General features: G+C 44.5%; 23 protein-coding genes. 8 read left to right on the forward strand and 15 right to left on the reverse strand.

What is annotated here, in order from left to right; translation table 11 throughout:
- Positions 1–29 precede the first annotated feature (29 nt).
- The 3 genes from ansB to J4N44_RS19230 form a co-directional block, all read right to left on the reverse strand.
- Entirely contained in the window at positions 30–1,094 is a 1,065-nt protein-coding gene (gene ansB, locus J4N44_RS19220) for an L-asparaginase 2 (RefSeq protein WP_017188642.1), read from the reverse strand.
- 338 nt (positions 1,095–1,432) lie between these two features.
- Positions 1,433–2,920 carry an EAL domain-containing protein gene (locus J4N44_RS19225; protein ID WP_005451301.1) on the reverse strand — a complete coding sequence of 496 codons (1,488 nt, stop codon included), beginning with the start codon at positions 2,918–2,920 and terminating at the stop codon, positions 1,433–1,435.
- 669 nt (positions 2,921–3,589) lie between these two features.
- Entirely contained in the window at positions 3,590–4,846 is a 1,257-nt protein-coding gene (locus J4N44_RS19230) for an adenylosuccinate synthase (RefSeq protein ID WP_009699225.1), read from the reverse strand.
- Positions 4,847–4,953: 107 nt separating this feature from the next.
- On the opposite strand from J4N44_RS19230, the gene J4N44_RS19235 reads away from it, so the two are divergent.
- Positions 4,954–5,820 carry a LysR family transcriptional regulator gene (locus tag J4N44_RS19235; protein WP_005451305.1) on the forward strand — a complete coding sequence of 289 codons (867 nt, stop codon included), beginning with the start codon at positions 4,954–4,956 and terminating at the stop codon, positions 5,818–5,820.
- A gap of 3 nt (positions 5,821–5,823) precedes the next feature.
- Here the strand turns inward: J4N44_RS19235 and J4N44_RS19240 are convergent, their stop codons facing one another.
- A complete protein-coding gene (locus J4N44_RS19240; protein ID WP_252045611.1) occupies positions 5,824–6,258 on the reverse strand; it encodes a DUF6795 domain-containing protein in 435 nt (144 codons plus the stop codon).
- A gap of 184 nt (positions 6,259–6,442) precedes the next feature.
- On the opposite strand from J4N44_RS19240, the gene J4N44_RS19245 reads away from it, so the two are divergent.
- Positions 6,443–6,835 (forward strand): ribosome recycling factor family protein, encoded by a 393-nt coding sequence (locus J4N44_RS19245; RefSeq protein WP_045486861.1) that lies wholly within the window; start codon positions 6,443–6,445, stop codon positions 6,833–6,835.
- A gap of 82 nt (positions 6,836–6,917) precedes the next feature.
- Entirely contained in the window at positions 6,918–7,367 is a 450-nt protein-coding gene (locus J4N44_RS19250) for a YHS domain-containing (seleno)protein (RefSeq protein ID WP_005451310.1), read from the forward strand.
- A 103-nt stretch (positions 7,368–7,470) separates the two neighbouring features.
- Here J4N44_RS19250 and J4N44_RS19255 read toward each other — a convergent pair whose 3' ends face one another.
- Positions 7,471–7,992 (reverse strand): DUF2058 domain-containing protein, encoded by a 522-nt coding sequence (locus J4N44_RS19255; protein WP_005439241.1) that lies wholly within the window; start codon positions 7,990–7,992, stop codon positions 7,471–7,473.
- 195 nt (positions 7,993–8,187) lie between these two features.
- Here J4N44_RS19255 and J4N44_RS19260 point away from each other — a divergent pair, with 195 nt between their 5' ends.
- Positions 8,188–9,630, forward strand: a complete 1,443-nt coding sequence (locus tag J4N44_RS19260) for a glutathione synthase (RefSeq protein WP_252045612.1) — start codon at positions 8,188–8,190, stop codon at positions 9,628–9,630.
- A 58-nt stretch (positions 9,631–9,688) separates the two neighbouring features.
- Here J4N44_RS19260 and J4N44_RS19265 read toward each other — a convergent pair whose 3' ends face one another.
- From J4N44_RS19265 to J4N44_RS19285, 5 genes are all read right to left on the reverse strand, one after another.
- Positions 9,689–9,874 carry a hypothetical protein gene (locus tag J4N44_RS19265; RefSeq protein ID WP_020194668.1) on the reverse strand — a complete coding sequence of 62 codons (186 nt, stop codon included), beginning with the start codon at positions 9,872–9,874 and terminating at the stop codon, positions 9,689–9,691.
- Positions 9,875–10,037: 163 nt separating this feature from the next.
- A complete protein-coding gene (locus J4N44_RS19270; protein ID WP_005451315.1) occupies positions 10,038–11,129 on the reverse strand; it encodes an alkene reductase in 1,092 nt (363 codons plus the stop codon).
- 10 nt (positions 11,130–11,139) lie between these two features.
- Positions 11,140–11,769, reverse strand: a complete 630-nt coding sequence (locus J4N44_RS19275) for a GrxB family glutaredoxin (RefSeq protein WP_009699218.1) — start codon at positions 11,767–11,769, stop codon at positions 11,140–11,142.
- 79 nt (positions 11,770–11,848) lie between these two features.
- On the reverse strand, positions 11,849–13,036 hold the full coding sequence (locus J4N44_RS19280) for an MFS transporter (RefSeq protein ID WP_050940677.1): 1,188 nt from the start codon (positions 13,034–13,036) through the stop codon (positions 11,849–11,851).
- A gap of 100 nt (positions 13,037–13,136) precedes the next feature.
- Positions 13,137–13,805 (reverse strand): SDR family oxidoreductase, encoded by a 669-nt coding sequence (locus J4N44_RS19285; RefSeq protein ID WP_005451320.1) that lies wholly within the window; start codon positions 13,803–13,805, stop codon positions 13,137–13,139.
- A 121-nt stretch (positions 13,806–13,926) separates the two neighbouring features.
- On the opposite strand from J4N44_RS19285, the gene J4N44_RS19290 reads away from it, so the two are divergent.
- On the forward strand, positions 13,927–14,844 hold the full coding sequence (locus J4N44_RS19290) for a LysR family transcriptional regulator (RefSeq protein ID WP_005451321.1): 918 nt from the start codon (positions 13,927–13,929) through the stop codon (positions 14,842–14,844).
- Between the two features lie 109 nt (positions 14,845–14,953).
- On the opposite strand, the gene J4N44_RS19295 is transcribed toward J4N44_RS19290, so the two are convergent.
- The 4 genes from J4N44_RS19295 to J4N44_RS19310 form a co-directional block, all read right to left on the reverse strand.
- A complete protein-coding gene (locus J4N44_RS19295; RefSeq protein ID WP_017188647.1) occupies positions 14,954–15,259 on the reverse strand; it encodes an NIPSNAP family protein in 306 nt (101 codons plus the stop codon).
- A gap of 313 nt (positions 15,260–15,572) precedes the next feature.
- Positions 15,573–16,112 carry a nucleotidyltransferase family protein gene (locus J4N44_RS19300; protein WP_009699213.1) on the reverse strand — a complete coding sequence of 180 codons (540 nt, stop codon included), beginning with the start codon at positions 16,110–16,112 and terminating at the stop codon, positions 15,573–15,575.
- An 8-nt stretch (positions 16,113–16,120) separates the two neighbouring features.
- Positions 16,121–16,498: an MmcQ/YjbR family DNA-binding protein gene (locus J4N44_RS19305; protein WP_005451324.1), complete on the reverse strand. Its 378-nt coding sequence runs from the start codon at positions 16,496–16,498 to the stop codon at positions 16,121–16,123.
- Between the two features lie 85 nt (positions 16,499–16,583).
- Positions 16,584–17,477 carry a LysR family transcriptional regulator gene (locus tag J4N44_RS19310; protein ID WP_009697182.1) on the reverse strand — a complete coding sequence of 298 codons (894 nt, stop codon included), beginning with the start codon at positions 17,475–17,477 and terminating at the stop codon, positions 16,584–16,586.
- Between the two features lie 160 nt (positions 17,478–17,637).
- On the opposite strand from J4N44_RS19310, the gene J4N44_RS19315 reads away from it, so the two are divergent.
- Positions 17,638–18,507 (forward strand): Vmh family MBL fold metallo-hydrolase, encoded by an 870-nt coding sequence (locus tag J4N44_RS19315; protein ID WP_017819374.1) that lies wholly within the window; start codon positions 17,638–17,640, stop codon positions 18,505–18,507.
- Between the two features lie 67 nt (positions 18,508–18,574).
- Here J4N44_RS19315 and J4N44_RS19320 read toward each other — a convergent pair whose 3' ends face one another.
- Positions 18,575–20,119, reverse strand: coding sequence for a DEAD/DEAH box helicase (locus J4N44_RS19320; RefSeq protein ID WP_252045613.1), 1,545 nt, complete (start codon positions 20,117–20,119; stop codon positions 18,575–18,577).
- A gap of 901 nt (positions 20,120–21,020) precedes the next feature.
- Between J4N44_RS19320 and J4N44_RS19325 the strand changes: the two genes are divergently transcribed.
- Complete coding sequence (locus J4N44_RS19325) at positions 21,021–22,376, forward strand: TackOD1 domain-containing metal-binding protein (protein WP_252045614.1); 1,356 nt, start codon at positions 21,021–21,023, stop codon at positions 22,374–22,376.
- Positions 22,363–23,679, forward strand: a complete 1,317-nt coding sequence (locus J4N44_RS19330) for a glycosyltransferase family 2 protein (RefSeq protein ID WP_009697178.1) — start codon at positions 22,363–22,365, stop codon at positions 23,677–23,679. Before J4N44_RS19325 ends, J4N44_RS19330 begins: the two co-directional genes overlap by 14 nt.
- Position 23,680 lies beyond the last annotated feature (1 nt).

The following is a 23,680-nucleotide window of genomic DNA, read 5'->3' on the forward strand; positions in this document are numbered from 1 at the left end:
TAAATTTAACCTCAAAAGGTCAATAGACCCTAGTAATGCTGAAACATCTTCTGAATGTCTTGGTAATTTTTGGTTTGTGTCAGTGATAGCATCAGCAAAATACGTGCTTTTTGTGGGTTTAGTGTACCTGATGCCACGAAACCGTACTTATCATCATCAACCTCTGCATCTAAAGTGGTTGAGCCGGTAGGCGTACGAGAACTACGAACAACCAGAATGCCGTCTTTGCTTGCTTTTTCTAACTCATCAAATACCGTGTGGTACAAGTTACCATTGCCGACACCTGCGCTGACGATGCCATCAAACTTCGCATCGACGAATGCTTTAACAGGTAAGCTCGACGCATTTGCATAGTTATAAACGATTCCGACTTGTGGCAACTTATCGAGCTTGGAAACATCGAAGGTTGTTTCAGTAGTGTGTTTACGTTCCGGGCTTCTTTGATATTTCGCATCACTGTTGTGGATATAACCTAGCGGACCAAAGTTAGGAGATTGGAAAGTGCTGACTGATGTTGTGTTAGTTTTTGTTACGTCACGCGCATCAAAGATGGTGTCATTCATCGCAACCAGTACACCACGACCTTGAGAATCTTCGTCTGTTGCTGTGACCACCGCATTGTAGAGATTAACCGGACCGTCAGCACTCATTGCAGTAGAAGGGCGCATTGCACCAACGATAACCACTGGTTTATCGCTTTTTACCGTTAAATCGAGGAAGTAGGCTGTCTCTTCTAATGTATCAGTGCCATGAGTAATCACAATGCCATCCACGTCATCTTGGGCGAGTAACTCATTCACTCGTTTAGCCAACTTAAGCCACACCTCGTCATTCATATCTTGAGAGCCGATGCTGACCACTTGCTCGCCAGAAATGTCGGCGATCTTCGTCATATTGGGTACGGCGGCGATCAACGAATCAACACCGACTTTACCTGCGGTGTAATTTGATTCTGTCGCAGATTGACCTGCGCCAGCGATAGTGCCGCCAGTCGCCAGAATCTTGATGTTTGGTAAATCGGCATTGGCAAAAGCAAATGAGCTCATGCACAAACCAAGTGTGATCGAACTGAGGCGGAGAAACTTTTTGGTCATAGGAATCACCTGTTTTTGGGTTAGATGTTGGGGGAAACGTTATCTATCCTAAAAACAGAAAAGTAGATTTTTTGAGCACAACTTCACCAATTTACAGATGAAAATCGTGATCAACTAATCACTTAAAGAACATTAAATCAAGTGTTTAACCTAATTGGCGTGCTTCATTAACAAGTGAGATGTTCCGGTAATCTGGACAACATTTGATTAATTGTAATTAATTGATTTGTAAGTAAAGAGCCTGCGAGAGAACTCGGAGTGACAGTTCAATTGAGTTACCTTTGGTTAGCCACACGAGCGCCAATCTGCTTGTTTAACTGCTGGTTGATGATCGCTGCTTAACTGACGGCAGGTGCGAATTTTTGAAAAGCGACGGTTGGCTTTACTTCTAAATAATCGAGAAAGAGAGGTTTAGGTAGTGGTTTTGAAAAGTAGAACCCTTGAATGTTGTAAAAACCGAGATCGTGCAAGACTTGCAATTGCGCTCGCTCTTCTACTCCTTCGACAATCACTGACATGCTTAGGTTTCTTGTCAGGGTGTGGATTGCTTCCAACAAAGGTTGGATCGTCTGGCCATTACCAAGGTTGTTAACGAATACGCGGTCGATTTTGATGATGTCGAATGAATATTGACCGATAAAATCTAAACCCGAATATCCGGTACCAAAATCATCCACCGCAATTCGGATACCAAGTGCGGTTAATCGGTCCAAGTGCTTTCGAAGTACAGCCAGTTCACTCGCGCTGAAGATGGCTTCTTCGGTGATTTCAAACACCAAACGCTCACTAATGAAATAATGATATTTAAGACGCGATTCAACCTCTTGAATAAAGTCTTCTCTGAGGATCAATGAGCGGCTCACGTTGACGCTAATGTAGCGGTCATGGAACGCAAGCTTGTTACTGCTTATCATGCTGATCACTTTATCTAGCACAAGGTAAGTGATCTGATCGATCAACCCCACCTTTTCTGCCAGAGGGATAAAGATGCTTGGTGAAATAAACCCTTGTACTGGATCGTTCCAGCGAACAAGTGACTCTCCACCAATAACGCTGCCATCACGTTGATCGACAATGGGTTGATAATGAACGGTTAAGTTACGCCCTTTAATGGCAAGAGCAAGAGAGAATTCTAAGCTATTTTTGGCGAACTTCTTGGAAGAGAAAAATAGGTGAACAATCAACGCACATGCCATTCCCAATAACCCAATCCAAAGCTTGCTACCTAAGAACTGAAAATAGAATGGATAGCTGATTGCAGAGTAGACGGTAAAAGGCAAAATCTCGGAACTGGCTTGTTCCATTCTAAGTGGGTTGAGTGCAATAGAATCTATAGCGGTTTTGTCTGTGATGTCGATTCGGTAATCCATATCACCAAAACGAAATATATCGCTAACGAGAACTTCCAAAACCTCTTTCGGGAAAACAACACTGATTCCTCGTCCTTGTTGTTTGGTGAAAAAGAGAATCAGAGCTTGGTTGTTGGTGAGCGCTCGCTTAGTAAAAGCCAATGTTGCATGCACATCACTGTCACCAAGACGCGTCAATATTGACGAATAGATACTGAAAGACGGGTGGCGTTCGCTACTCGTGCACAACACTTTTCCGTTTTGATCGAAGGTGGCAATGTCTTTTGCCATGCCCAAACCAAAAATGCTTGTCCTGAGATCATGGATAAGCTCGTCGCACGACTTAAGAAAAAAGTTATCGTCTAACAGGTGTGTTAACTGCTCCACGTTATCGTGAAATTCAGACTCAATCGTCAAGATAGCTTCTTCTGTGAGCTTTTTATGATATTGGTGTGCAAAAGGGATAAAAGCCAGCATAGTGATGCTAAAAGAGAGTACACCAACAACTATTAATGCAATGTTGTCACTCCAACTCTTGGACGGATTTTTAAAGAATTTATTGTTCACAGTTATCGGTGCTACCAGCAAGTAATTGCGTAAAACTATAACAAGTGTCTCATTTTTAGGAATTGAACATTTCAAAGTGTGAGTTAGATCTTATAAATTATCTATAAATTACTATTTTAAAATAAAAAGTATGGATTTCCTTATCTAAATATAAGGCGACCATAAAGCGAGTTTATTCAATTTTAGTTGTTATTTAGGCAACTGGTCGTGCCTGTTCGAGTAGAAATTGGCTGAGATAAAGACGATTTTTTTGCATTATCTTAGGGTGATTTTGATGTGATTTTATTTGTTTCTGGGAGTGAAGTTTTTGAGATTAAATACTGGATTTATGATCGATGAAAATGCTGGTTTTTGATGATGAGATAGTCATGAATATGAGAGATTTTGGTGTTTTTTGCTGAGCTTTTATTTTTTTTTGAGCTTTATTTGTAACTTTGTGTGGGCGTATAGTTTGTCGATGATGACTGAATGACAGCATACTGTGCTGGAAGCGCACAATGACGGGCTAGAACTAAAAAAAAGCGGCTTTACCCCGGAAAAGATAAAAGCCGCTTGCCAATAGACGTGTTAATTCACGTCTTAGCGCATAATCATTTGTTCACGACCAGGACCAACCGATACCATCTTCACAGGTACACCCATCAGTTCTTCAATACGTAGAACGTATTTTTGTGCCGCGACTGGTAGCTCTTCGAATTTACGACAACCAGTAATGTCTTCGCTCCAGCTTTCCATCTTCTCGTAGATTGGTGCTAGTGCAGCCGTTTGAGGCCAAATTGGGTTTTCGCTGTGCTCGCCTTCGTAACCAACACAGATTTTTAGATCTTTAAGACCAGTCAGACAGTCCACTTTTGTCAGTGCGATTTCAGTCGCTGCTTGAAGCTCAACACCGTTCTTCGTTGCTACTGCATCGAAGTAACCCATGTCACGTGGACGGCCTGTTGTTGCACCGAACTCACCCGCTAGTTCACGGAATGCATCTTGCTCTTCCATTGCAGTAATTAGTGTGCCGGTACCTACCGATGAGCTGAACGCTTTTGCTACCGCAATAACACGCTCTGGACGAAGAGCAGGAAGACCACTACCGATACCAGCATACATAGACACAACGTTTGAAGATGTTGTCCATGGGTACTCACCGTAAACAAGGTCACGACCTGCACCTAGCTGCGCTTCGAACAGTAGAGTTTGGTCTTTTGCTTGCAGTTCTTTTAGCGGTAGCGTTACGTTGCAGATAGCGTCACGCCAAGGTGAAGATACTTCTAACAACCAGCTCGCCATCTCTTCAGCGGTTTGTTCAAATTCGAACGTTGGGTAAAGCGCACGTAGTTGAGGAAGTTTCCACTCCATCCAGAATTTGATGCGCTCTACTAGGACTTCTGGCTGCTTCAACCAACCAACTAGGATGCCTTTTTTCATCACACGGTCGCCGTATGCAGGTGCAATACCTTGACGAGTTGAACCGTATGCTTTGTCGCCTAAGCGTTGTTCTTCTAGCGTATCTTCTAGTGCGTGTAGAGGTAGACACAGTGTTGCGCGATCAGAGATGCACATGTTCACTTTAACGCCCGCTTCTTCAACTTCCGCAATCTCCTGAGACAGCGACGCTGGGCTGATTACCATACCCGGACCTAATACTGCCAAACAGTCAGGGTTGAAAACGCCACTTGGTAGCTGGTGTAGCTTAAACGTACCTAGGTCGTTAACTACGGTATGACCCGCGTTGTTACCACCTTGGAAACGAATGCTTGCAGAAGCTTGCTCTGCCAAAAAGTCAACGATGCGGCCTTTGCCTTCATCACCCCAGTTTGCACCCACAACAACGATAGACGACATAATTCATTCTCCAAAAACAGACCGGAAAATCTTAGGATGCTCGCATGAATAAGAGAAATTAATTATACTCATTAACTTGATAAGAAAGTCATATCGGGTAATTTTCTATGTTGGATTTGAACTGGTTACGCACGTTTGTCACCTTGGCAGAAGTGAAACATTTCGGAAAAACAGCGATTGAACTGCACATGACGCAGCCAAATGTGAGTCTTCATATCAAACAGCTAGAACAAGCCACTCGCACTAAGTTGATTGAACGCAACCCTGTGCAATTGACCCAAGCCGGAAAGCGTTTGTTAGACACTGCCGAGCACATGCTGAATGAGTTGCAAATCTGCCAATCCGACCTCAATGCCATCAATGACTTAACGCAAGGAACGCTCTCGATTGCAGCGAGTGATATTGTCTCGCGCCTATTACTTATCAAGCCTTTTCAACAGTTTAAAAGTGAATATCCTGGAATTGATTTGGCGCTGTTCAACACTACATCATCACAAGCGGTAGATTTGGTAAAAAGTGCTCGTGCAGACATAGGCTTTGTTATTGCGCAGAAAGAGAGCCAACCATTGCACTTTACGTCACTTACTCAGATTCATTGGTGTGCTTTCGGCGATAACATCTTCGATTGGCGAGAAAACAGTGAAGAGAACCAAACATTAATCTTGCTCGGTCACGACACCCGAACGCGCGAGTTGATTGACGCATCTCTACCAGAGCTAAATCTTCCTAGGCATAGGGTCATGGAAGTTGGCAGTGTTGAAGCTCAAATAGATTGGGCTGAAGCCGGATTTGGAACTGCGATTGTGCCTGACTTCTCCCTCGACCCAAGGTTGAAACTCTCGCGAGAAGTCACACCATTACCTAGTTTCCCCAACACGGATTTTGGCTACATAGTGCGCCAAAACCAAGTGCTGTCCAAAGCCGCAAAACAGCTTCTTAAATGGGTGGCTGATAATGTGTCTGTGGTGGGGTAATACCTAATAAAGCTCTTCGAAAGTAAGCGCATTTAGGTCGCAAACACTATAGATTTCATTGGTGACTGGTTCCGTTTGTGTTGTAGGGTACGTGAATACTTTGAGTGGGGCGTCCAAATTACAAGCTAAGCTTTCAAGAGAAATGAGCAGAAGGGGAGACGGGTGAAATGAGTGTACTTTTGATTGCCATATCGTCACTTCATCACCTTGAAACTCGGTACTCAGATCCAGCTTCACTCGAATATCTTGCAAAGAATGTTGTTGGTGTTTGGAATCTAATAGCACAGCTTCAAAAACAAAGCGCCCTTCGGCGTCAGATTGCGTCGAGTCAGAAGCAACACCGTTGAAAACAATCGTCCTTTCTATATTGATGCCCTCGACGGGCTTGCCATTTAAATGCAAATAGCCAGAAATATAAGGGCTTAAAATGCGTTCCATTTCTTATATCACCTTGTCCAAGAATGAAAGGTGCCAGAATCTTTAAAGTCTATTGAGCGGGCAAGCATAAACCTTGTATTTTCGACCAAAATCACCACGCTTTGAAAACGATTAGGTTTTCTCGATGAAAAAATGAGGCGAGCTGTTTATCATAGGCGACGAAATTAACCATGCCACTATTGTGATGACTGACAAGACTATCTCCATCCCTCTACCATCTTTGATTCACCGAATTGGTGGCGATCATGCTAAGCGAGCTAAAGCAATTGCGGCTGATAAGAAGTGCGAAATGAAGCGCATTCGACGCTCTCGTAATTGGCAAATTGCTGGTGATGCGTTGGATTTGAAAGTGTTCCTCGATCATATCAAGGCAGAAGAATCTGAGCCGATGCGGTTCGTGATAAACAAAATGGAAGTTGGTCTGGCTAAACACAGCGATAAGCTTGAACCTTTGGAAGCCAAGCTGATTCGATTGGTCTTGGAGAATCCAAACATTACTTTGGCGGAGCTAATGTCAGAAACCAACTGTACTATCGCCCAAGCTCGAACGGCGCGTTTCGAGGCTGAGATGCTTTAAACCTGAAAGTTTCTTCTGATTTTTCCTGTCTATACTGGTAAGCGACTGATTATCGACATTGGATAAGATGAGAGAGGAAGTTATGAAGCTGATATCGAAACTTTTGAGCGTATTCTTCATTTGGGGGAGTTTGACGCTTCCTGCTTTCGCGCTTGATCCTGTTTATAGCGACTTTCTCGGTAAAGCGATTCGTGGTTATGACCCTGTCGCATACTTCACTCAATCGAAACCGGTAAAAGGTGACAGCGATTTCACTTACCGTTGGAATGATGCCAAATGGTACTTTTCATCGGCTGAAAATCGAGATGCATTTGCGAAAAATCCTGAGAAATTTGCACCGCAATATGGTGGTTATTGTGCTTGGGCAGTAAGCAAAGGTTACACCGCAAAGATAGACCCGAATGCATGGTCAATTGAGAATGGCAAGCTCTATCTCAACTACAGTAAATCTGTGCAAGCGACATGGGAAGAAGATATTCCTGGTAATATTGCGAGTGCTAATAAGCATTGGCCAACACTGCTTTCCCAATAGGGCTCTGATGCCAAAACGAAAAGATACAGAAATCAAAAGACGCAGAAATAATTAAGCCGCGATGATCGCGGCTTTTTCAATTTGGGTTCCAAGAAGTGGAGCATTACCACATTAGATCGTCTGGTACGACGAAATCTGCGTACGGGTCATCTTCTGCCGGGATGTCTGCTTCTGGTTCTTTTTGCTCGATGATCACAGATTCATCGCGTTGAGCAATCTTGTTTGCTACACCACGTGGGATGACAACGTAGCTTTCACCAACAATCGCGATTGCCAAGATGCCTTTGATAAGCTGTTCGCGGATCTCTGACTCAACGTACAAAGACTTCACAAGCGTACCGTGTGTGAAGTTGTATTTGATGTCTCCATCTTTCAAATCAACCTTGTTCATTTCAATCAGTTGGTTGATTTGCGCTTTGATTTCTTTGTTCAAGCGTTCTGCGTTTTGTTGCTCGCTCAATTGCTTGTCACGCTCTAACTGCTGACGTTTGTTCTCTTCAACCGCCGCTTTTACTTCGCGAGCTTGAACGCGTGATTTTTTAGAGCCTTTTTTCGCTTTCTTCAGTTTTTTCTCGTTAACCAAGCCTGCTTTTAGCATCTGCTCTTGAAGGGTAAGTTTTGCCATGATCTATCCAGTTAGTGCGCAATTTTGTGCATTTTAACCAGTCATCCGCCGCAAAGAAAGAGGGTTAAACATACGGCGGGATATGACTCGGCGCTTTGTTGAGCAAAAAAACGAAAAATAAATCGAGAAAGTGTGCGTCTTATTGCAACTTCCAGCGTCTTAAGTACATTAGGCGAAAAATTTTGAAGCAAAACCATGAGTACCTCAGACAAACAAACGATCCCGCAACAAGTGATTGAAGAAGCTTGTGAGTGGGCAATCATGCACGGCGTGGCATTTCGCCAAGCAGATAACACCGCAAGACACTGTCCTTTTAGCTTTGCGCCAATGACGATAGAGCGTGATGTGTTCGCACATTTGAAGAAAGTGACGCCGTTGATCGCCAAGCTGATCAGTCACGTGTCTGAGGATTATGAATTCCTGCAAACCTCCTTAGCCGAGCTAGGCAAAGCCGATACTTTCTTTGAGCGTTTGTTGGAGCTGCATAAAGAGGTTCACCATGAAGCCACGCGCCAACCCCTGTTGTTAATGCGCACCGACTTTATGGATGATCGTCAACACGGCGCGAAAGTGATCGAGTTCAATGGCATCGCGGCTGGGATGGCGCCGTTTGGTCAGCGTGCCACAGAGCTGCATCAATTTTTGAGCTCTCAGTGGGGCAGCGTTTACCAACAATGGTTAGAAGATAAAACGGCAACACCAGCCGATAACCAAGGCATGCAGCAACTTGCGCTTGGCATTGCCACTGCCGCGAGAAAAGTCAAAGCGCATTTTAATGAAGAAGGCGCACCGACGTTTTTGATGGTGGTGCAGAAAAACGAAGACAATGTGTATGACCAACACTTACTTGAAGTGGAATTGCAGAAGCTTGGCGTTCGCACGGTAAGACGTACCTTTGAGCAGCTAAGTTCACAGCTATCGAGTGGTGACAATCAACGCCTCTTGTTAGAAAACATTGGCGGTCTTGACGTTGTGTACTTGCGTGCGGGCTATCAATATATGGATTACTTCTCGCCAGAACTGAATGAACCAATCTGTTGCCATACCTTGAGCCAAACTCGTTTGTTCATGGAAAAGCACTACGTAGCGATGAATGCGACCATCAGTCAACAGTTGGCTACCAGCAAATCAATGCAAATGTTGTTAACCATGATGCCGGCAAGTGAGTATCAGCGCTGGGGACTCAATGTTGAAGAAGCCGAGTTGGTCAAAAGCGTATTGGCAGAGATGAAGCCAATTAACACTGACACGATTAAATGGTTTGCTGCTTCTGGTAACAAAGACGAATGGGTATTGAAAAACCAAGGCGAGGGCGGTGGTCACTGTATCTTTGGTGAAGATATAGCGAAACAACTGAGTCGACTGCCACAAGAGCAATACAGTGCTTGGGCTTTGATGCAGCGTTTGTATCTGCATGAAAGAGAAATACCGACGATTGCAGTGCGTGATGCAAAGCAGAGCGTGGTGACGGACCTTGTGAGTGAAATTGGTTTATTCACGGCGCACTATCAAGGTGAACCTGTAACGCAATTGGATGGCTACGCTGGTTATTTGATTCGCAGTAAACCAGCCAGTGAAAACGAAGGTGGCATCCACAGCGGTAAAGGTATCTTAGATTCTTTAGTGTTGGTGGATTAAAAAGAAACACTCTCCATGGGTAAAACGTGGAGAGTGTTTTTATTTGTGGATTAGTCGGTTACATGTGACCCATACCGTGGAACATCCCACCGAAAAGCGCCCCTAAGATACTGAAAATAATACCTAGAATGATCATCGCAGGAATTGAAGCGATAGCGAACTTGACCATAAAGATCACCATCGACATAAATGGCATTTTAATATCAACAACCGTCACTTCCTGTTTTGTATTTTCATCAGACACGAGCGTTCTCCTAAATTTGCATTCTGAATATGCAGCCAGTTTATTACACTCAAACTTAAGAAAACGTTGAGCTGTGTTGCGCTTTTCTTTTTATGGGATAGCAACTGATTAATCTGAGAAATACGGCACGCTATGAATCGTTACCAGAAGCGGGTAAAGCCTCTCAACCAAGCGCCGGATAATCTGTATAGCCGTGTTCATTACCACCAAAGAGTGTGGAGCCATCCAGTTCTGCCAGAGGTTGTTGGTGCTGTAAGCGCGCCACCAAGTCTGGGTTAGACACAAACGGGCGTCCAAACGCGACTAAATCCGCATAACCTTTCTCAAGTACCTCGTCAGCACGCTCTTGGGTGTAACTGCCCGCGACGATAATCGTGTTGGTGAAGTATTCGCGCAGTTCGATGCGGAAGCTTTCTGGAATCACTGGTGCGTCGTCCCAATCCGCTTCAGACAGGTGTAAGTACGCAATATCACGAGCTTGAAGTTGTTTCGATGCATCGAGGATGGTTGGCACAATGTCCGGGCAGTTCATGTCCTTGAAAGTGATGAAAGGTGCGAGTCGTACTCCCACTTTGTTGGCACCAATGGCTTCGCTCACCGCATCGACCACTTCTAATAAAAAGCGAAGTCGGTTTTCGCGAGTACCGCCGTAGTTGTCGGTTCTGTGGTTTGAATTGGTACGTAGGAATTGGTCAATCAGGTAACCATTACCGCCGTGGATTTCGACGCCATCGAAGCCTGCTTCAATCGCACGTTTCGCTGCATGGGCAAAATCACTTACCACACGGTCAATATCGGCTTGAGTCATCGCTCGTGGCTCTACACAATCGACCATATTGCCGTTGCCTTGCTCGTCGGCAATCCACACTTGGGTTTCTACGGGTTTTAGTGCTGATGGGGCAATAGGCTGTTCGCCTTTTTGGAATGTTGGGTGTGATACACGACCGACATGCCACAACTGACAAAACATAGCTGCGCCTTGCTCTTTTGCTGCTTGAGTGACGGTTTTCCAGCCTGCCACTTGTTCATCAGTGTAGACGCCTGGTGTGAATGAGTAACCCTGCGAATCGTCTGAAATCTGGGTGGCTTCAGAGATGATTAACCCTGCGGTAGCGCGCTGCTTGTAGTAAGTCGCCATCATTTGGTTTGGAATGTTTCCCGGTTGGCTAGTGCGCGCTCGGGTCATTGGAGCCATGGCTACGCGGTTTTGCAGAGTTAGTTGTTTCAGCTGTGTTGGTTCAAATAGTTTGCTCATGATCGATTCCTTACTTAAGTAGTGGTACTTGGGTTTTGTTGCTTACAGATTCCATCCAATCTTTCACGGCGTTGTCCCATTGGATTTCTGCGGCGCTGAAGAACCCGCGCAAAATAGAAAATAGGATCGCTTCGTCTACCAAAGTCACATGCTGATAAGAGTCGAGATTCAACACGCTTTTCGCACGTTCAATGAGCGCTTCGACCTCTTTGGCAATGTTTGGTGTGTCTTGCAGAAGTGCATCAAAATTGAGTGCATCCGTTTCCTTTTTTGCGCGCCAAGCTTGTTGTGCAGACTGAGTGGCAAACTCTGGTAAATCCATGTTTGACCAACGTGGGTAACCCACTTTTTGTAGTGGAAGGAACGCGATTTTTTGCCAATCCAACACCGCTTGCGACGGTTGGCTTGTTTCACTTGATGTTGCCAGTTCAAGGAAGTAAGCGATGATATCGAGACTTTCTGCCATCGCTTCACCGTTGTCTTTGATAAGAAGTGGCACTTGCTTGGTTCCAATCAGGTCTGTTGTGGTTTTGTCGTCGTCATAAGCAATATTGATGACGTCGAGTTGGATATTCAGCATGCCAGCAACGTAGCGGACGCGAGCACTGAATGGGCAATGTTCGTAAATGTAGAGTTTCATAGTGTTTTCCTGGTGATTCGTATTGGGTAGCCCCGCTTGCTCGAGAAGCGTTAAGTCAGGGCTACCTGTAGGGATGACATTAGTTGTTGAAGCTCGGAGTTAATTCAGCCTGTTTGCTTTCTTTACGGTTTGCCTTGGCGATGAATAGCAAACCAATCAGTGGAACAATGATGGCTGCGTAAGGGATCATGCTTGCGCCCATTTGGCTATCGAGCACCATGCCGCCTAAGAAACCGCCAAAGGCATTGGCTAAGTTGAACGCCGAGATGTTTGCTGTCGCTGCTAATTCCTGACCTTCACCACCGTGGTTCATTACTCGAAGTTGCATTGCTGGTACGTTGGCGAATGACGCAATACCAAATACAAAGGCGGTGGCAATGAACAGCACTTTGCTGTCTACAGTGATTCCGACCAGTACGAGTGACACAATCATCGCGATAGCCCAGAACATAGATGCTTTTTGTAGGTTTTTATCCGATGAACGACCACCCATGGTGTTACCAACAATCAGACCGACACCAACAATAACCAGAATCCAAGTTACGGCACTTTCACCAAAGCCTGTGATGTGCATGGCGATAGGGGCGATGTAGCCATACAGAGTCATGAACCCCGACCAAGCAAATACGGTGATCGCAAGGCTGATAAGTAGCATTGGGTTTTTGAACGCAGCTAATTGCGCTTTGACATCTTTTGCTTCGCCATGACCGGTGGATTTGATCACTGAAGTGATAAAAAACAGAGCCACTAAACCAAAAGCTGCAACGGTCAAGAAAGTGGTGTGCCAGCCGAATTGCAAGCCAATCCAGGTACCGCCAGGCACACCTAAAACGTTAGCCAGCGTTAAGCCCGCGAACATTTGTCCGACCGCACGACCTGCCATTTTTTCTGAAACCAAATTGGTCGCTACCACGGCACCGATGCCGTAGAAAGGACCTTGAACCAAACCTGTGATCACTCGGCTGACCATCAATACAAAGTAGTTCGGCGCGAAAGCGGACAACACGTTGCCGAGAATAAACAGCACCATTAGCCCAGCCAGTACGGCTTTCTTGTTAAAGCGTGCTAAGTAAATCGTAAGTAGCGGACCGCCAAATACAATGGCAAGTGCGTAGGCACTGATTAGGTAACCGGCTTGTCCTTCCGTGATGGACAAAGAGTTGGCGACTTGAGGAAGGATTCCTGCAATAACAAATTCTGCGGTACCGATAGCAAAAGCTGCAAGTGTTAAGATCCATACCTGCAGCGGCATTTTTTCTTTATTCATGGGGGAGTCTCTTTTTTTAATTAGTTTTAACCCATTGGTGCCATGCTTTTTTCTTGCTCTGGCACCTTGTTTTTATTTGTTGTTATCCAAACGTGTGTTGTTAGCCGAGCAGTGCGCCACCATCGACATCAATCACGGCACCGGTCATATAGGTGTTTTCAATCAGAAGCAGGTAAGCTTTTGCAACGTCACTGGCTTCGCCAACTTTGCCCACTGGTAAGCTATTTTGTGTGCGTTTGTACATGGCATTTCTGTCGTCTTCGTTCATGCCTTGATACGCCTCAGTTTTGGTCAAACCTGGGCTGACTGCATTCACTCTGATCGGAGCCAGTTCTTTCGCCAGTACTTTTGTGGTTGCTTCAATGGCAGCGTTAATCGCGGTTTTTACGTAGGTGTTAGCAACAACTTTGCGCGATAACATGCCGGACGTTAGCGTGATTGATCCGCCTTTCTTGATGTAGCGTGCTCCATGTTTCGCTGCGTTGATGGCGCCCCAAAATTTGGTATCGAACGCGTATTTTGCTTGGGAAACTTCTACATCCACCACTTTGCCTGCTGGAGCATAAGAACCTGCTGTGACGATCAGGTGGTCAAAAGCACCAATGGTTTCGAAGTAGTGGTAAACCGACTGTTCATCGCTGATGTCTAACCCTGTCTTGCGGCTTGCTACGTGGACAACCGCATTGTCGCTCGCAAGTTGTTGGCTAAGTTCAGCGCCAATACCTGATGTGCCACCCAGTACGACATAAATGGTTTTTTCTGTTGTCATGATTTGTTTCTCCAATCTCGTTTCGATGGAGTCAGTATATTGATTGGAATAAATTTGATAATTGAGTAATATTTGAATTGATTATTCAGCTGAGGTGAATAATGAAGTTTAAGGAGGGAATGTGGACAAGTTTTCGGATATGACGCTGTTTGTCAGCATAGTGAAGAACCAAGGGTTGGCGGCGGCTGGCAGAGAGCTCGGCTTATCGCCAGCAACAGTAACGGCAAGATTGCAGTCGCTGGAAGATCGCTATGGGGTGAAATTACTTAATCGCAGTACAAGGCATATCTCACTGACGGACTCTGGCGCTATGTACCATCAGGCATGCTTGGAAATCATCGACAGCGTCAAAGAGACGGAGAACTTACTCCAAACTGGCACCAAAGAAGTGCGCGGCACACTTAAAATCTCGGCTCCTCGTGATATTGGAAAGCAATACATTTCGCCAATACTGTCGGAATTTAGTCAGCTCTATCCCGATGTGATCCCTTATCTGTATTTGAACGATAACTTATCCAACTTAGCTGAGTCCGGTTTGGACATCGTTATCCGATATGGGGAGCTAGCCGACAGCAACCTTATCTCTCGCAAACTGGCGTCCAGTCGCCGAGTGCTTTGTGCTTCTCCTCAGTATTTGGCAAAGAAAGGCACGCCGATCACGCCACAAGATTTAGCACATCACGATTGTTTAGCCATGGTTCGCAGCAATGAAGAGTTGAAAACATGGCACTTTCAAGATGAAGAGCAGCACAATGTTGTTACTGTCGTACCGAAGCGTTTTTCTGATGATGGCGAAGTGATTCGTCAGTGGGCGTTAGATGGCGCGGGTATTGCGTTGAAATCGATTCTCGATGTACAAGAGGACATCAAACAGCAGCGTTTAGTGACGGTATTAAATGGCTATATGAAGAACTTCAACGCATCGACCTCTTCTGCAGGCGCGGATTTGAACGTGATTTACCTGAGCCGCCAGTATCAACCCAAGCGACTTCGCTTGTTTTTGGACTTCTTGATTGAGCGTTTTCACACTCAATTTTAATGAGGCGAACGTTTCGATGTGTCGCATGGAAAGGCTACATCATACTGAGGTTAGAGATTATTAACACCGCGCTTTTAAGAATATTGGCATCAAGTGCGGTGTGGCTGAGTTAGCTAAAAACAGGTCTGAAGAAGCTGCGTTCGTAACTCAATACACAGTCGGTCTCTTCCGCGAACTTAAAGGCTTGGATGCACTCTTCATCGTTGAGCGACTTTTCTCGGTATTCCTCATACGCCGCGAGGCTTGGGAATGTAAATAATGCCAGTGCAATATTGTTAGCACCTTCAGATGGAAGATAGTAGCCGTTGTGTTGTCCGCCAAATTTCTCTACTAACGGAATCCACATTTTTGCGTACTCTTCAAACTCTTTGGTTTTTTTTGCATCAATGACATAACGAACATAGCAAGTGATCATAAAGATAAAGTCCTTTTTATTTGGTTTATACCCAAGTAACCTCGAGATGCTAGGTTCAGCGAGAATGACTTGGTTTGTAGACGCGGCGGCGATTTAAAGGTCTAGTGGGTCTAAATCAAGAATCGACAACAAAGTATACAAACCAAGACAACTCGCCCTTTGGGAGCGTGTCATTGACTCGACTTCTGCGTCATACAACTTGGAAAGAGCTGGCTATTACGCTGCGTTGTTTTCCTTGACCTCGAATCAATGACTACGCTCTGAATCCTGCATCTTGAAGTCACTTGGGTATATATATCCGAGAACCTTGAGGTTACTTGAGTACAAGTTTTAGGTTTGGCCAAATGGTTAGCCAATTTTTCTGAGTTAATCGCTGTCGAAATAAAACTAATGGTCGTTCTGGATTCCAAGTCAGGTAACCTCTAAACAAAGACTCAAATCCGAACGCTGAAATGCACTCTATCTGGTTCTTTTCGTTCAATCTGGCAGCAACCGCCGTCTCTTTTTCTGGCCAGTAACTCATCGCATCCAAGGTACTTTGGTATGGCTTATCACCATTTTTTAGGTGCATGTTTGCTTGATTACGTACTTGCCAGTTGAACTCTGGCATCATTGCAGTTAACTGAGCTTCATAAATCAACGCCGCCTTGTCATCTATTTCATTTGGGTCGAAGTAGACAATATCAAGGTCATTGAGTGGGGTTGGCTGCGGTTTGTGATGAAGATGGTCCCAAACTAGATTTCGTACGAAGCCTGCAGCAACGTAGCAATCTGGTAAAGCCAGTGAGCGAGCACATTCCATTGCTTTCATACGTTCATGATCGGCGAGCAATAATTGAACAAGATCTTCCATGTTCACCCTTAAGATTTGGCTGGTGGCAGCTCAATGCCCAATTCATCGCGTTTTCGCTTACTCAAGCCAAGTGCAACTAATCGATAAGATTCTGATAAATAGTACTTTAGCTCTTCGTCTAGGCGTCCGGAGGTTTCCGTTTGTTGAATCCACTTCATACCACGGTTTGCGAAATAAGGGGCAGGAATATAACCCTCATAATCACTTAAAAAATCGAAGTTTAAAGGGGAAGCTTTAAACGTAAATGCAGGCTGCTTGTCTTTACTCCAGCCACCAATAGCAAATACCTTTCCACCGACTTTCCAAACGTGCGCATCACCCCATTGAACAACATGAGAAGTAGCAGCGAATGAGCCACAGAATTGATTAAATTCATCGTATGTCATGATGACGTCTCAACCTATCTTAGTCACGGATTTCGCTAGACTAACACAGGTTGAGAGTAAGGTTAGGACGTTTGCGGAAAAGTGCTCACCAGCGCTTGGATTCCGACATGCTAATGGAGAGATGATCGATAAAGGCTCTTAATAACGGTGTGACTTGTTTACGTGTGCCATAGATGGCATGAACGCCTAACGTTTTTGGGTGCCATTCTGGTAACAGCTGAATCAACTTACCCTCAGTGAGCAAATCCTTCACGGTTGGGAAAGGCTGTAAGCTGATTCCGTTACCATTTAAAGCGGCAGCAAGCAGTACTTCTGGGGTATTCGCGCTGATATTGCCTTTGATGGAGACTGATTCATCACCGTTTGGTCCAGAGAATATCCACTCGGAACGACCAAAATAGCTAAAGGAAAGACAATTGTGGTGTCCTAGATCTTGGGCGTTTAACGGTGCACCTTTTTGTTCGATATATTTGGGGGACGCACATATCACCGAGCGGCATTCACCTAATTGCTTTGCTACGACATTAGCAGGTAACTCATTGGTGATGCGTATGGCAAGATCAATACGTGATTCCACAAGGTTTACGGTTTCATCTGTCGACACAATATCAATCGCCACATCTGGCCATTGTTCAACAAAGCTTGTGATTGCATCAATGAGGAAGCTACTCACAATGGAATAGCTTGCGGTAATACGCAATTGACCTTTTAGATTCACTCGATTTTGGTTTCGGATTCCGCTTAGGGATTCTTCAAGTGCAAGTAGCTCTCGTGCAATCTCAAGCGTCTCTTTCCCTGCACTAGTTAAGCTGAGGCTTCGAGTTGTGCGGTGGAGTAAACGAGTATCCATCCACTTTTCGAGCTCACCTAAATAACGTGTCACTTTAGTTCGCGAAAGATCGAGATGCTCAGCGGCAGCACTTAAGCTTCCTCGCTCTACGATCGTGACAAAGACGTTCATTGCCTCAAGTCTGTCCATTCTGTTGCTTCACCTTAAGAAAATCGCCGTCACAGTATATGTCCGGATTTTGCAACAGTGAAAGTTAATTTGCTGTCTATTTCATCTAAAACCAATCAAATAAGATGACCTCAACACTAAACGAGCCGCATGAGTTGGTTCTCTAATACGGAATAAGATGATGAATAAGCGTTCAATTACTCTACTGATCACAGCACTAGCGGCATCGAACTATGTGTCGGCTGCGGACTTAACGATTACCCACTACAACCCCGGTGAAAATGCGATCTTTCCTGCAAGCTCTGTGCTTGTTTCTGGCGAAAAAGAGCTGATGTTGTTTGACGCACAATTTAGCGTCAAAGACGGAAAAAAATTGGTGGAACAGATTAAAAACAGTGGCAAAGAGCTGTCGATGATTTACATCAGCAGCGGTGACCCAGACTATTATTTTGGCTTAGAGCCTATTGTTGCTGCATTCCCTGATGTAAAAGTGGTTGCGAGCGAAGCGGTTGTTAAACATATCGAACGAACAAAAGACGCGAAACTGGCGTACTGGGGACCTATTTTGGAAGAGGGGGCACCATCAAAAATTGTTGTCCCTACTGTACTCAATGACACCACTCTGACGCTTGAAGGTAAGCGCATTGAAGTAAAAGAAATCAATACTCATGATGCTTACCTTTGGGTGCCTGCGGAGAAAACTGTATTTGGTGGTGTATCGGTTTACAGTGGTGTTCATGTTTGGATGGCGGACACTCAGTCGAAACAAGAGCGTGCTCAATGGTCTCAATCGTTGGAGCGCATGAAAGCACTGAAACCAAAAACCGTGATTCCGGGACACTACCTTGGTGATATGCCGAAAGGTGTGGAAGGTGTTCAATTCACCATAAACTACATCGCAGACATCGAGCAGACGTTAGAAAAGTCAAGCAAGCCATCATCAAGCGAGATTTCGGCAGCGATGAAGGCTAAGTACCCACAGTTTGCTGCGACAGAAGGTGATCTTGAACTGGGCGCGAAAGTGCTAAGTGGTGAAATGGAGTGGCATTAATCTAAGCTTGCTATTCGCCATACTGCCCAAAAAAAAACAGCCCCTCATCGTGAGGGGCTGTTTTTTATTATTTTGCTGCTTGTGGACGTGGCTTGCGACGTTGTCCTGATGGCTTGTTGCCTGACGGTTTGCCGTTTGAAGGTTTTGCACCCGCAGGTTTACCGCTGTTAGGCTTGCGGTTTCCTGATGGTTTACCACCGTTACCATTTTTATTTGCGCCTGATTTGTTCGTATTAGGCTTGTTACCGCTTGGCTTGTCGTTTGTGCGAGCTTGACCATCACGGTTGCCTTTTGGCTTACCAGCGCCGCCTTTGCCTGATTTGTTGTCGCTGTTGAAACGACGCTTTGGTTTGTTGTTACCGCCGTTGTTTTTCTTCTCAGCTGTTTGACCGTTTTCACCTTCTGCTTTTGGCTTCTTAGGCTTTTTCGGTTTCTTTGGCTTGATAGGGCGAGTATCAAGCTTCGACTCTGGCAATACGTTAGTTGGTGCGTAGCCTTCCAGTTCTTTACGAGGCAGCAGTTGTTGAATTAAACGTTCAATCGCAAACAACTCGGATGCTTCAAGTGCGCATACTAAAGAAATCGCTTTACCCACTTCACCTGCACGACCGGTACGACCGATACGGTGAACGTAGTCTTCAGCTACTTTTGGCAGCTCAAAGTTAACCACTTGAGGAAGCTGAGGAATGTCGATACCGCGCGCAGCGATGTCTGTTGCGACTAATACGCGAATTTCGCCAGATTTAAAGTCAGCCAGAGCTTTAGTACGTGCGCCTTGGCTCTTATTGCCGTGAATTGCAGCTGCTGTAATCTTTTGGTCGATTAGGAACTTGGCTAAGCGGTTCGCGCCATGCTTGGTTTTGGTAAATACCAATACTTGTTTCCAATTGCCATCTTTGATCAGCTTGACCAGCATTGGTGCTTTCTTCTTCACGTCTGCTGGGTAGATGCATTGTTCTACGGTGCGTGCTGTCGAGTTTGCTGGGTTAACTGAAATCTCAACAGGGTTGTTGACCAGACCTTTCGCAAGCTCACGGATTTCGTTTGAGAATGTCGCAGAGAACAATAGGTTTTGACGTTGCTTCGGTAGCAATTGAAGAATCTTGCGAATGTCGCGAATGAAACCCATGTCAAGCATGCGGTCTGCTTCGTCCAGTACTAGCATCTCTAGTTGGTCGAACTTCACTGCATTTTGGTTGTATAGGTCCATTAGGCGACCTGGTGTTGCAACCAAGACGTCTGCACCTTTACGCAGGCGAAGCATTTGTGGGTTGATCTTCACACCACCAAAGACCACTGCACTCGTTAGAGGTAGGTGACGGCTGTACATGAATACGTTTTCTTGTACCTGGGCAGCAAGCTCACGAGTTGGTGTCAGCACCAATGCGCGGATGTGGTTGCCGCGTACGCGTGGACCGTTTGACAGACGTTCAAGAATTGGCAGCGTAAAGCCCGCCGTTTTACCTGTACCAGTCTGTGCTGCTGCCATTACGTCTTTCCCTTCCAAAACAGCAGGAATTGCTTGAGCCTGAATCGGCGAAGGGGTGTCGTAGCCTTTTTCCTGAATAGCCTTAAGGATTGGAGCAGATAGACCTAACGAGGTAAAACCCATATGTATGATTCTCAATTGTCGAGTTTGATAACAAGGCGTCGATTTTATGCGCGACGCGAAAAGTGCGACATTCTGAGGCTTTTGGGCGTTAGCTTCAACTATTTCCGTCATGCATAAATGTTAGAGGTAGATCTCATTTCGAAATTGAGCGAGCTAATCAAGCGATTTGAGCGTTGAAGAAGAGCTCTCATACCTTTGGCATTTTTGGTAGTGATGATAGAGGAAGGAGACCTAACAACACATTTCATAGATATGAATACTGTTGCTAAATGTAATTGTTGCTTATTAATTTAAAGGTGTCTTTTTTATTTTATAATATTTGGTTATGCAAATTAAATTATCTTTCTATTTATAAAGCAAAAATATAGCAAACGATAAAACGACGCTTTGTAATTGAAAATTAAGAATTAATCTAATTGATTTTATGTGTGTAAAGTGAAGATGAAAAAATAGAAATAATCGTCTTAACAATGAGACCAATTGCTGTGCTTAAATGCTGAACGCCGAAACGGCTATTAAAATAAATAGATATAGTGGTAATAAGAGCGATCATAAACCACATAGATAAATGATATTCAGCTTGCTTAATAAAGGTTCCTTAATGTTCTCGTTTCTTCGTATTAATTTAAAATATATATCCTCATTTCTTTATTATAAGTTCAACGTTATTCTTTCTGTCAATTAATTGACTGCTTCGGCGTGCCAGCGTGAAAGTACCGCTCTGTAACGCCCTGATTTGAAAATTATATAAATTCACTGCTGTTTACCTGACCACGTCATTTAGCGGTTCGGGTTCAAGGCATTTTTTGCGTTCCTGTCGATTAAATTATTCAAAAAAGATCTGTAAAGGTTCTATATTTTTAATTAGTAGGTCGTTCTAATATTTGTGTGAGTAATAATCATGTTAATTGAGAATGAAAAGTTCTATTGGCTCGGGGATAAACCAACTGAATACGAACTTGAAAATGTAGAGTATATCAATGACGTAGAGGCACTGCCTGCTGGTATGGGAGGTATGTTTTGTGTAAACGCTTCGGAACCAAAACAACTTGAAGGAATACTCAAAGCTTTTTACCAACAGCAAGAGCGATGGAGTTGGGCTGTCTACACCACTATTGAAACACCATATTCTCGATGTGTTACTGATGGCACTTTTGATTTAACGACGTCCTATAAAGCATGGCAAAGTTCGCGAAGCCGCCTTGAATCGGTACCTCAGGTGACGTCGTTAGATCCGCTGATTGGCTGGCTTGGCATAAATAGAAACCGCAGATTAACGGCGATGAAAAGCCTTGAATCTTCTTCAATTTATACGTATCCACTGATAGAAGCGTTTTACCCTGACATTTACTCAACCTATCGCTATGTGTTGTCCGAGAAAGCAAGAGATATTTTAGAAAGTGAACAACTGATGGATCGTATTCGTGTCTGTACGCATTGCAACAGCGGTCACTTGAATTACGTTGAAGTTTGCCCTCAATGCAGCAGTATCGACATTGAGTCTCAGAGTTCGCTCCACTGCTTTACTTGTGGTCACGTTGGTGAGCAGCAGTCATTTCAACGCCGCGGTAAGTTGGAATGCCCAAAGTGTTTAACGCAACTAAGACACATTGGTGTGGACTACGACCGCCCTCTAGAGAATCACGTTTGCAATCAGTGCTCTAATCTTTTTGTTGAAGCAGCAACGATGAGCCAATGCTTGAGTTGTGATGAGAAGATGAAGGTTGATGATCTCGTTGTGCGCAAGCTGTACCAATACCGTTTAGGTGAAGCAGGAGAATACATATTCCAGCACGGAAAGTCCTCTCAAGCTCCTGAGCTCTCAATCAAAGGTAAGGTTGAGAACAGTTTCTTCCAGAACTTACTCGCGTGGCTAAATAAAGTCGCTATGCGCCACAAAGAGCATCACCTACTTTTGGGGTTACACCTTCCATCTTTAGATGAGTACGGAAAGCAGCACGGTGACGCCAAGCTTTTCTCCTTGATGGATCAACTGACTAAGCGTCTTAGTGAGATATTCAGAGATACGGATATCTGCTGCCAATTTAAGCAAGATGTGTTGCTGGTGCTCATGCCGAATACCGAAACGTCTAGTTTATCGGTATTGCAGAACAAACTCTCGGCACTGGGAAGCCAAATTGAAGATGAAGAGTTTGAACTCAATGTCTTCTCATGGGCACTTCCTCAAGCAAGTATTGAAGATGGCGTAGCGGTATGGTTAGAAACACTGGTTGGTGATATTTATGCTGCAAGATAGTCTTGTTCTGCTTGATTATCTTCGCGGGATGCTGCTTCACAATGAAGAGCTGTGGCTACTGCTATTCCCGGTCATGATTATTATCGAACTGCCCTTGTACCTGTTGGTATTAACGGGCATTTTTCGATGGTCGTATGATCAGGAAGACATTGAGTTGACGCAGTTTCCATCGATCAGTTTTGTCATCACTTGTTATGGCGAAGGGGATGCGATTGGAATCACCATCGACACTTTAGTTGAACAAGTGTATCCGGGTCACATAGAAATTCTCGCCGTCGTAGATGGCGCGGTACAGAACCAAGATACTTACCAAGCTGCGTTGAACGGAGAACTACGTCACGCTGGCGTCCGCAATCGCAAAGTGCGGGTTATTCCAAAGTGGCAACGTGGCGGACGAGTGTCGACTCTTAATGCTGGTTTATCTGTTGCTCAGGGCGAGATTGTGATTAACGTCGATGGTGATACCTCCTTTGATAACGACATGGTGTTTACCATGATGAAACAATTTACATCGAAAGATGTGATTGCAAGCGGAGGCGCGTTACGGGTTAGAAATCATGACGCCAATATTCTGACAAAAATGCAGTCCTTAGAATACATGTTGTCCATGCAAGCAGGCAAAACTGGGATGGCAAAATGGGGCGTATTAAATAATATTTCAGGTGCGTTTGGGGCTTTTAGAAAAAACTTACTCAAACAAGTGGGTGGCTGGGATACGCATACTGCAGAAGATTTGGATCTAACCATGCGTTTAAAACAATATAAGCGACGCTATCCAAACAATAAATTAGCTTTTGCCACACATGCGATTGGTCATACCGATGTTCCAGATACCTTAAAAGGGCTAGTTATGCAGCGTTTAAGGTGGGATGGCGATTTGCTTTTCCTATTTTTGCGTAAGCACAATGAAGGATTATCACCATCTCTTTTGGGGTGGGGTAATTTTCTATTTACTCTCGCTTATGGTGTGGTTCAAAACGTCTTATTACCTTTGTTAGTTGTTATTTTTACCGTGTATATGCTTATAGCGTATCCGCTTAAATTTGTTTTAGCGTTAATGCTGTTGCTGTACTTAACGTATTTATTTCTCTCTTTAATTATATTTATTGTTTATATCGGGCTGGTGTCTGAGAGAAGAAAAGAAGACTTAAAATTTACGAAATGGCTATTTCTATACCCCGTTTATCAGTTTTTCATGCGTCTAATAACGGCGTTTTCGATGGTGAATGAGGTAGTAAGACGCAGTCACGAAGAATCTAGCATGGCACCTTGGTGGGTATTGAAACGAGGCAAAAAGTTTTAGT

This window comes from Vibrio sp. SCSIO 43155, from assembly GCF_023716605.1.
Taxonomy (GTDB): domain Bacteria; phylum Pseudomonadota; class Gammaproteobacteria; order Enterobacterales; family Vibrionaceae; genus Vibrio; species Vibrio harveyi.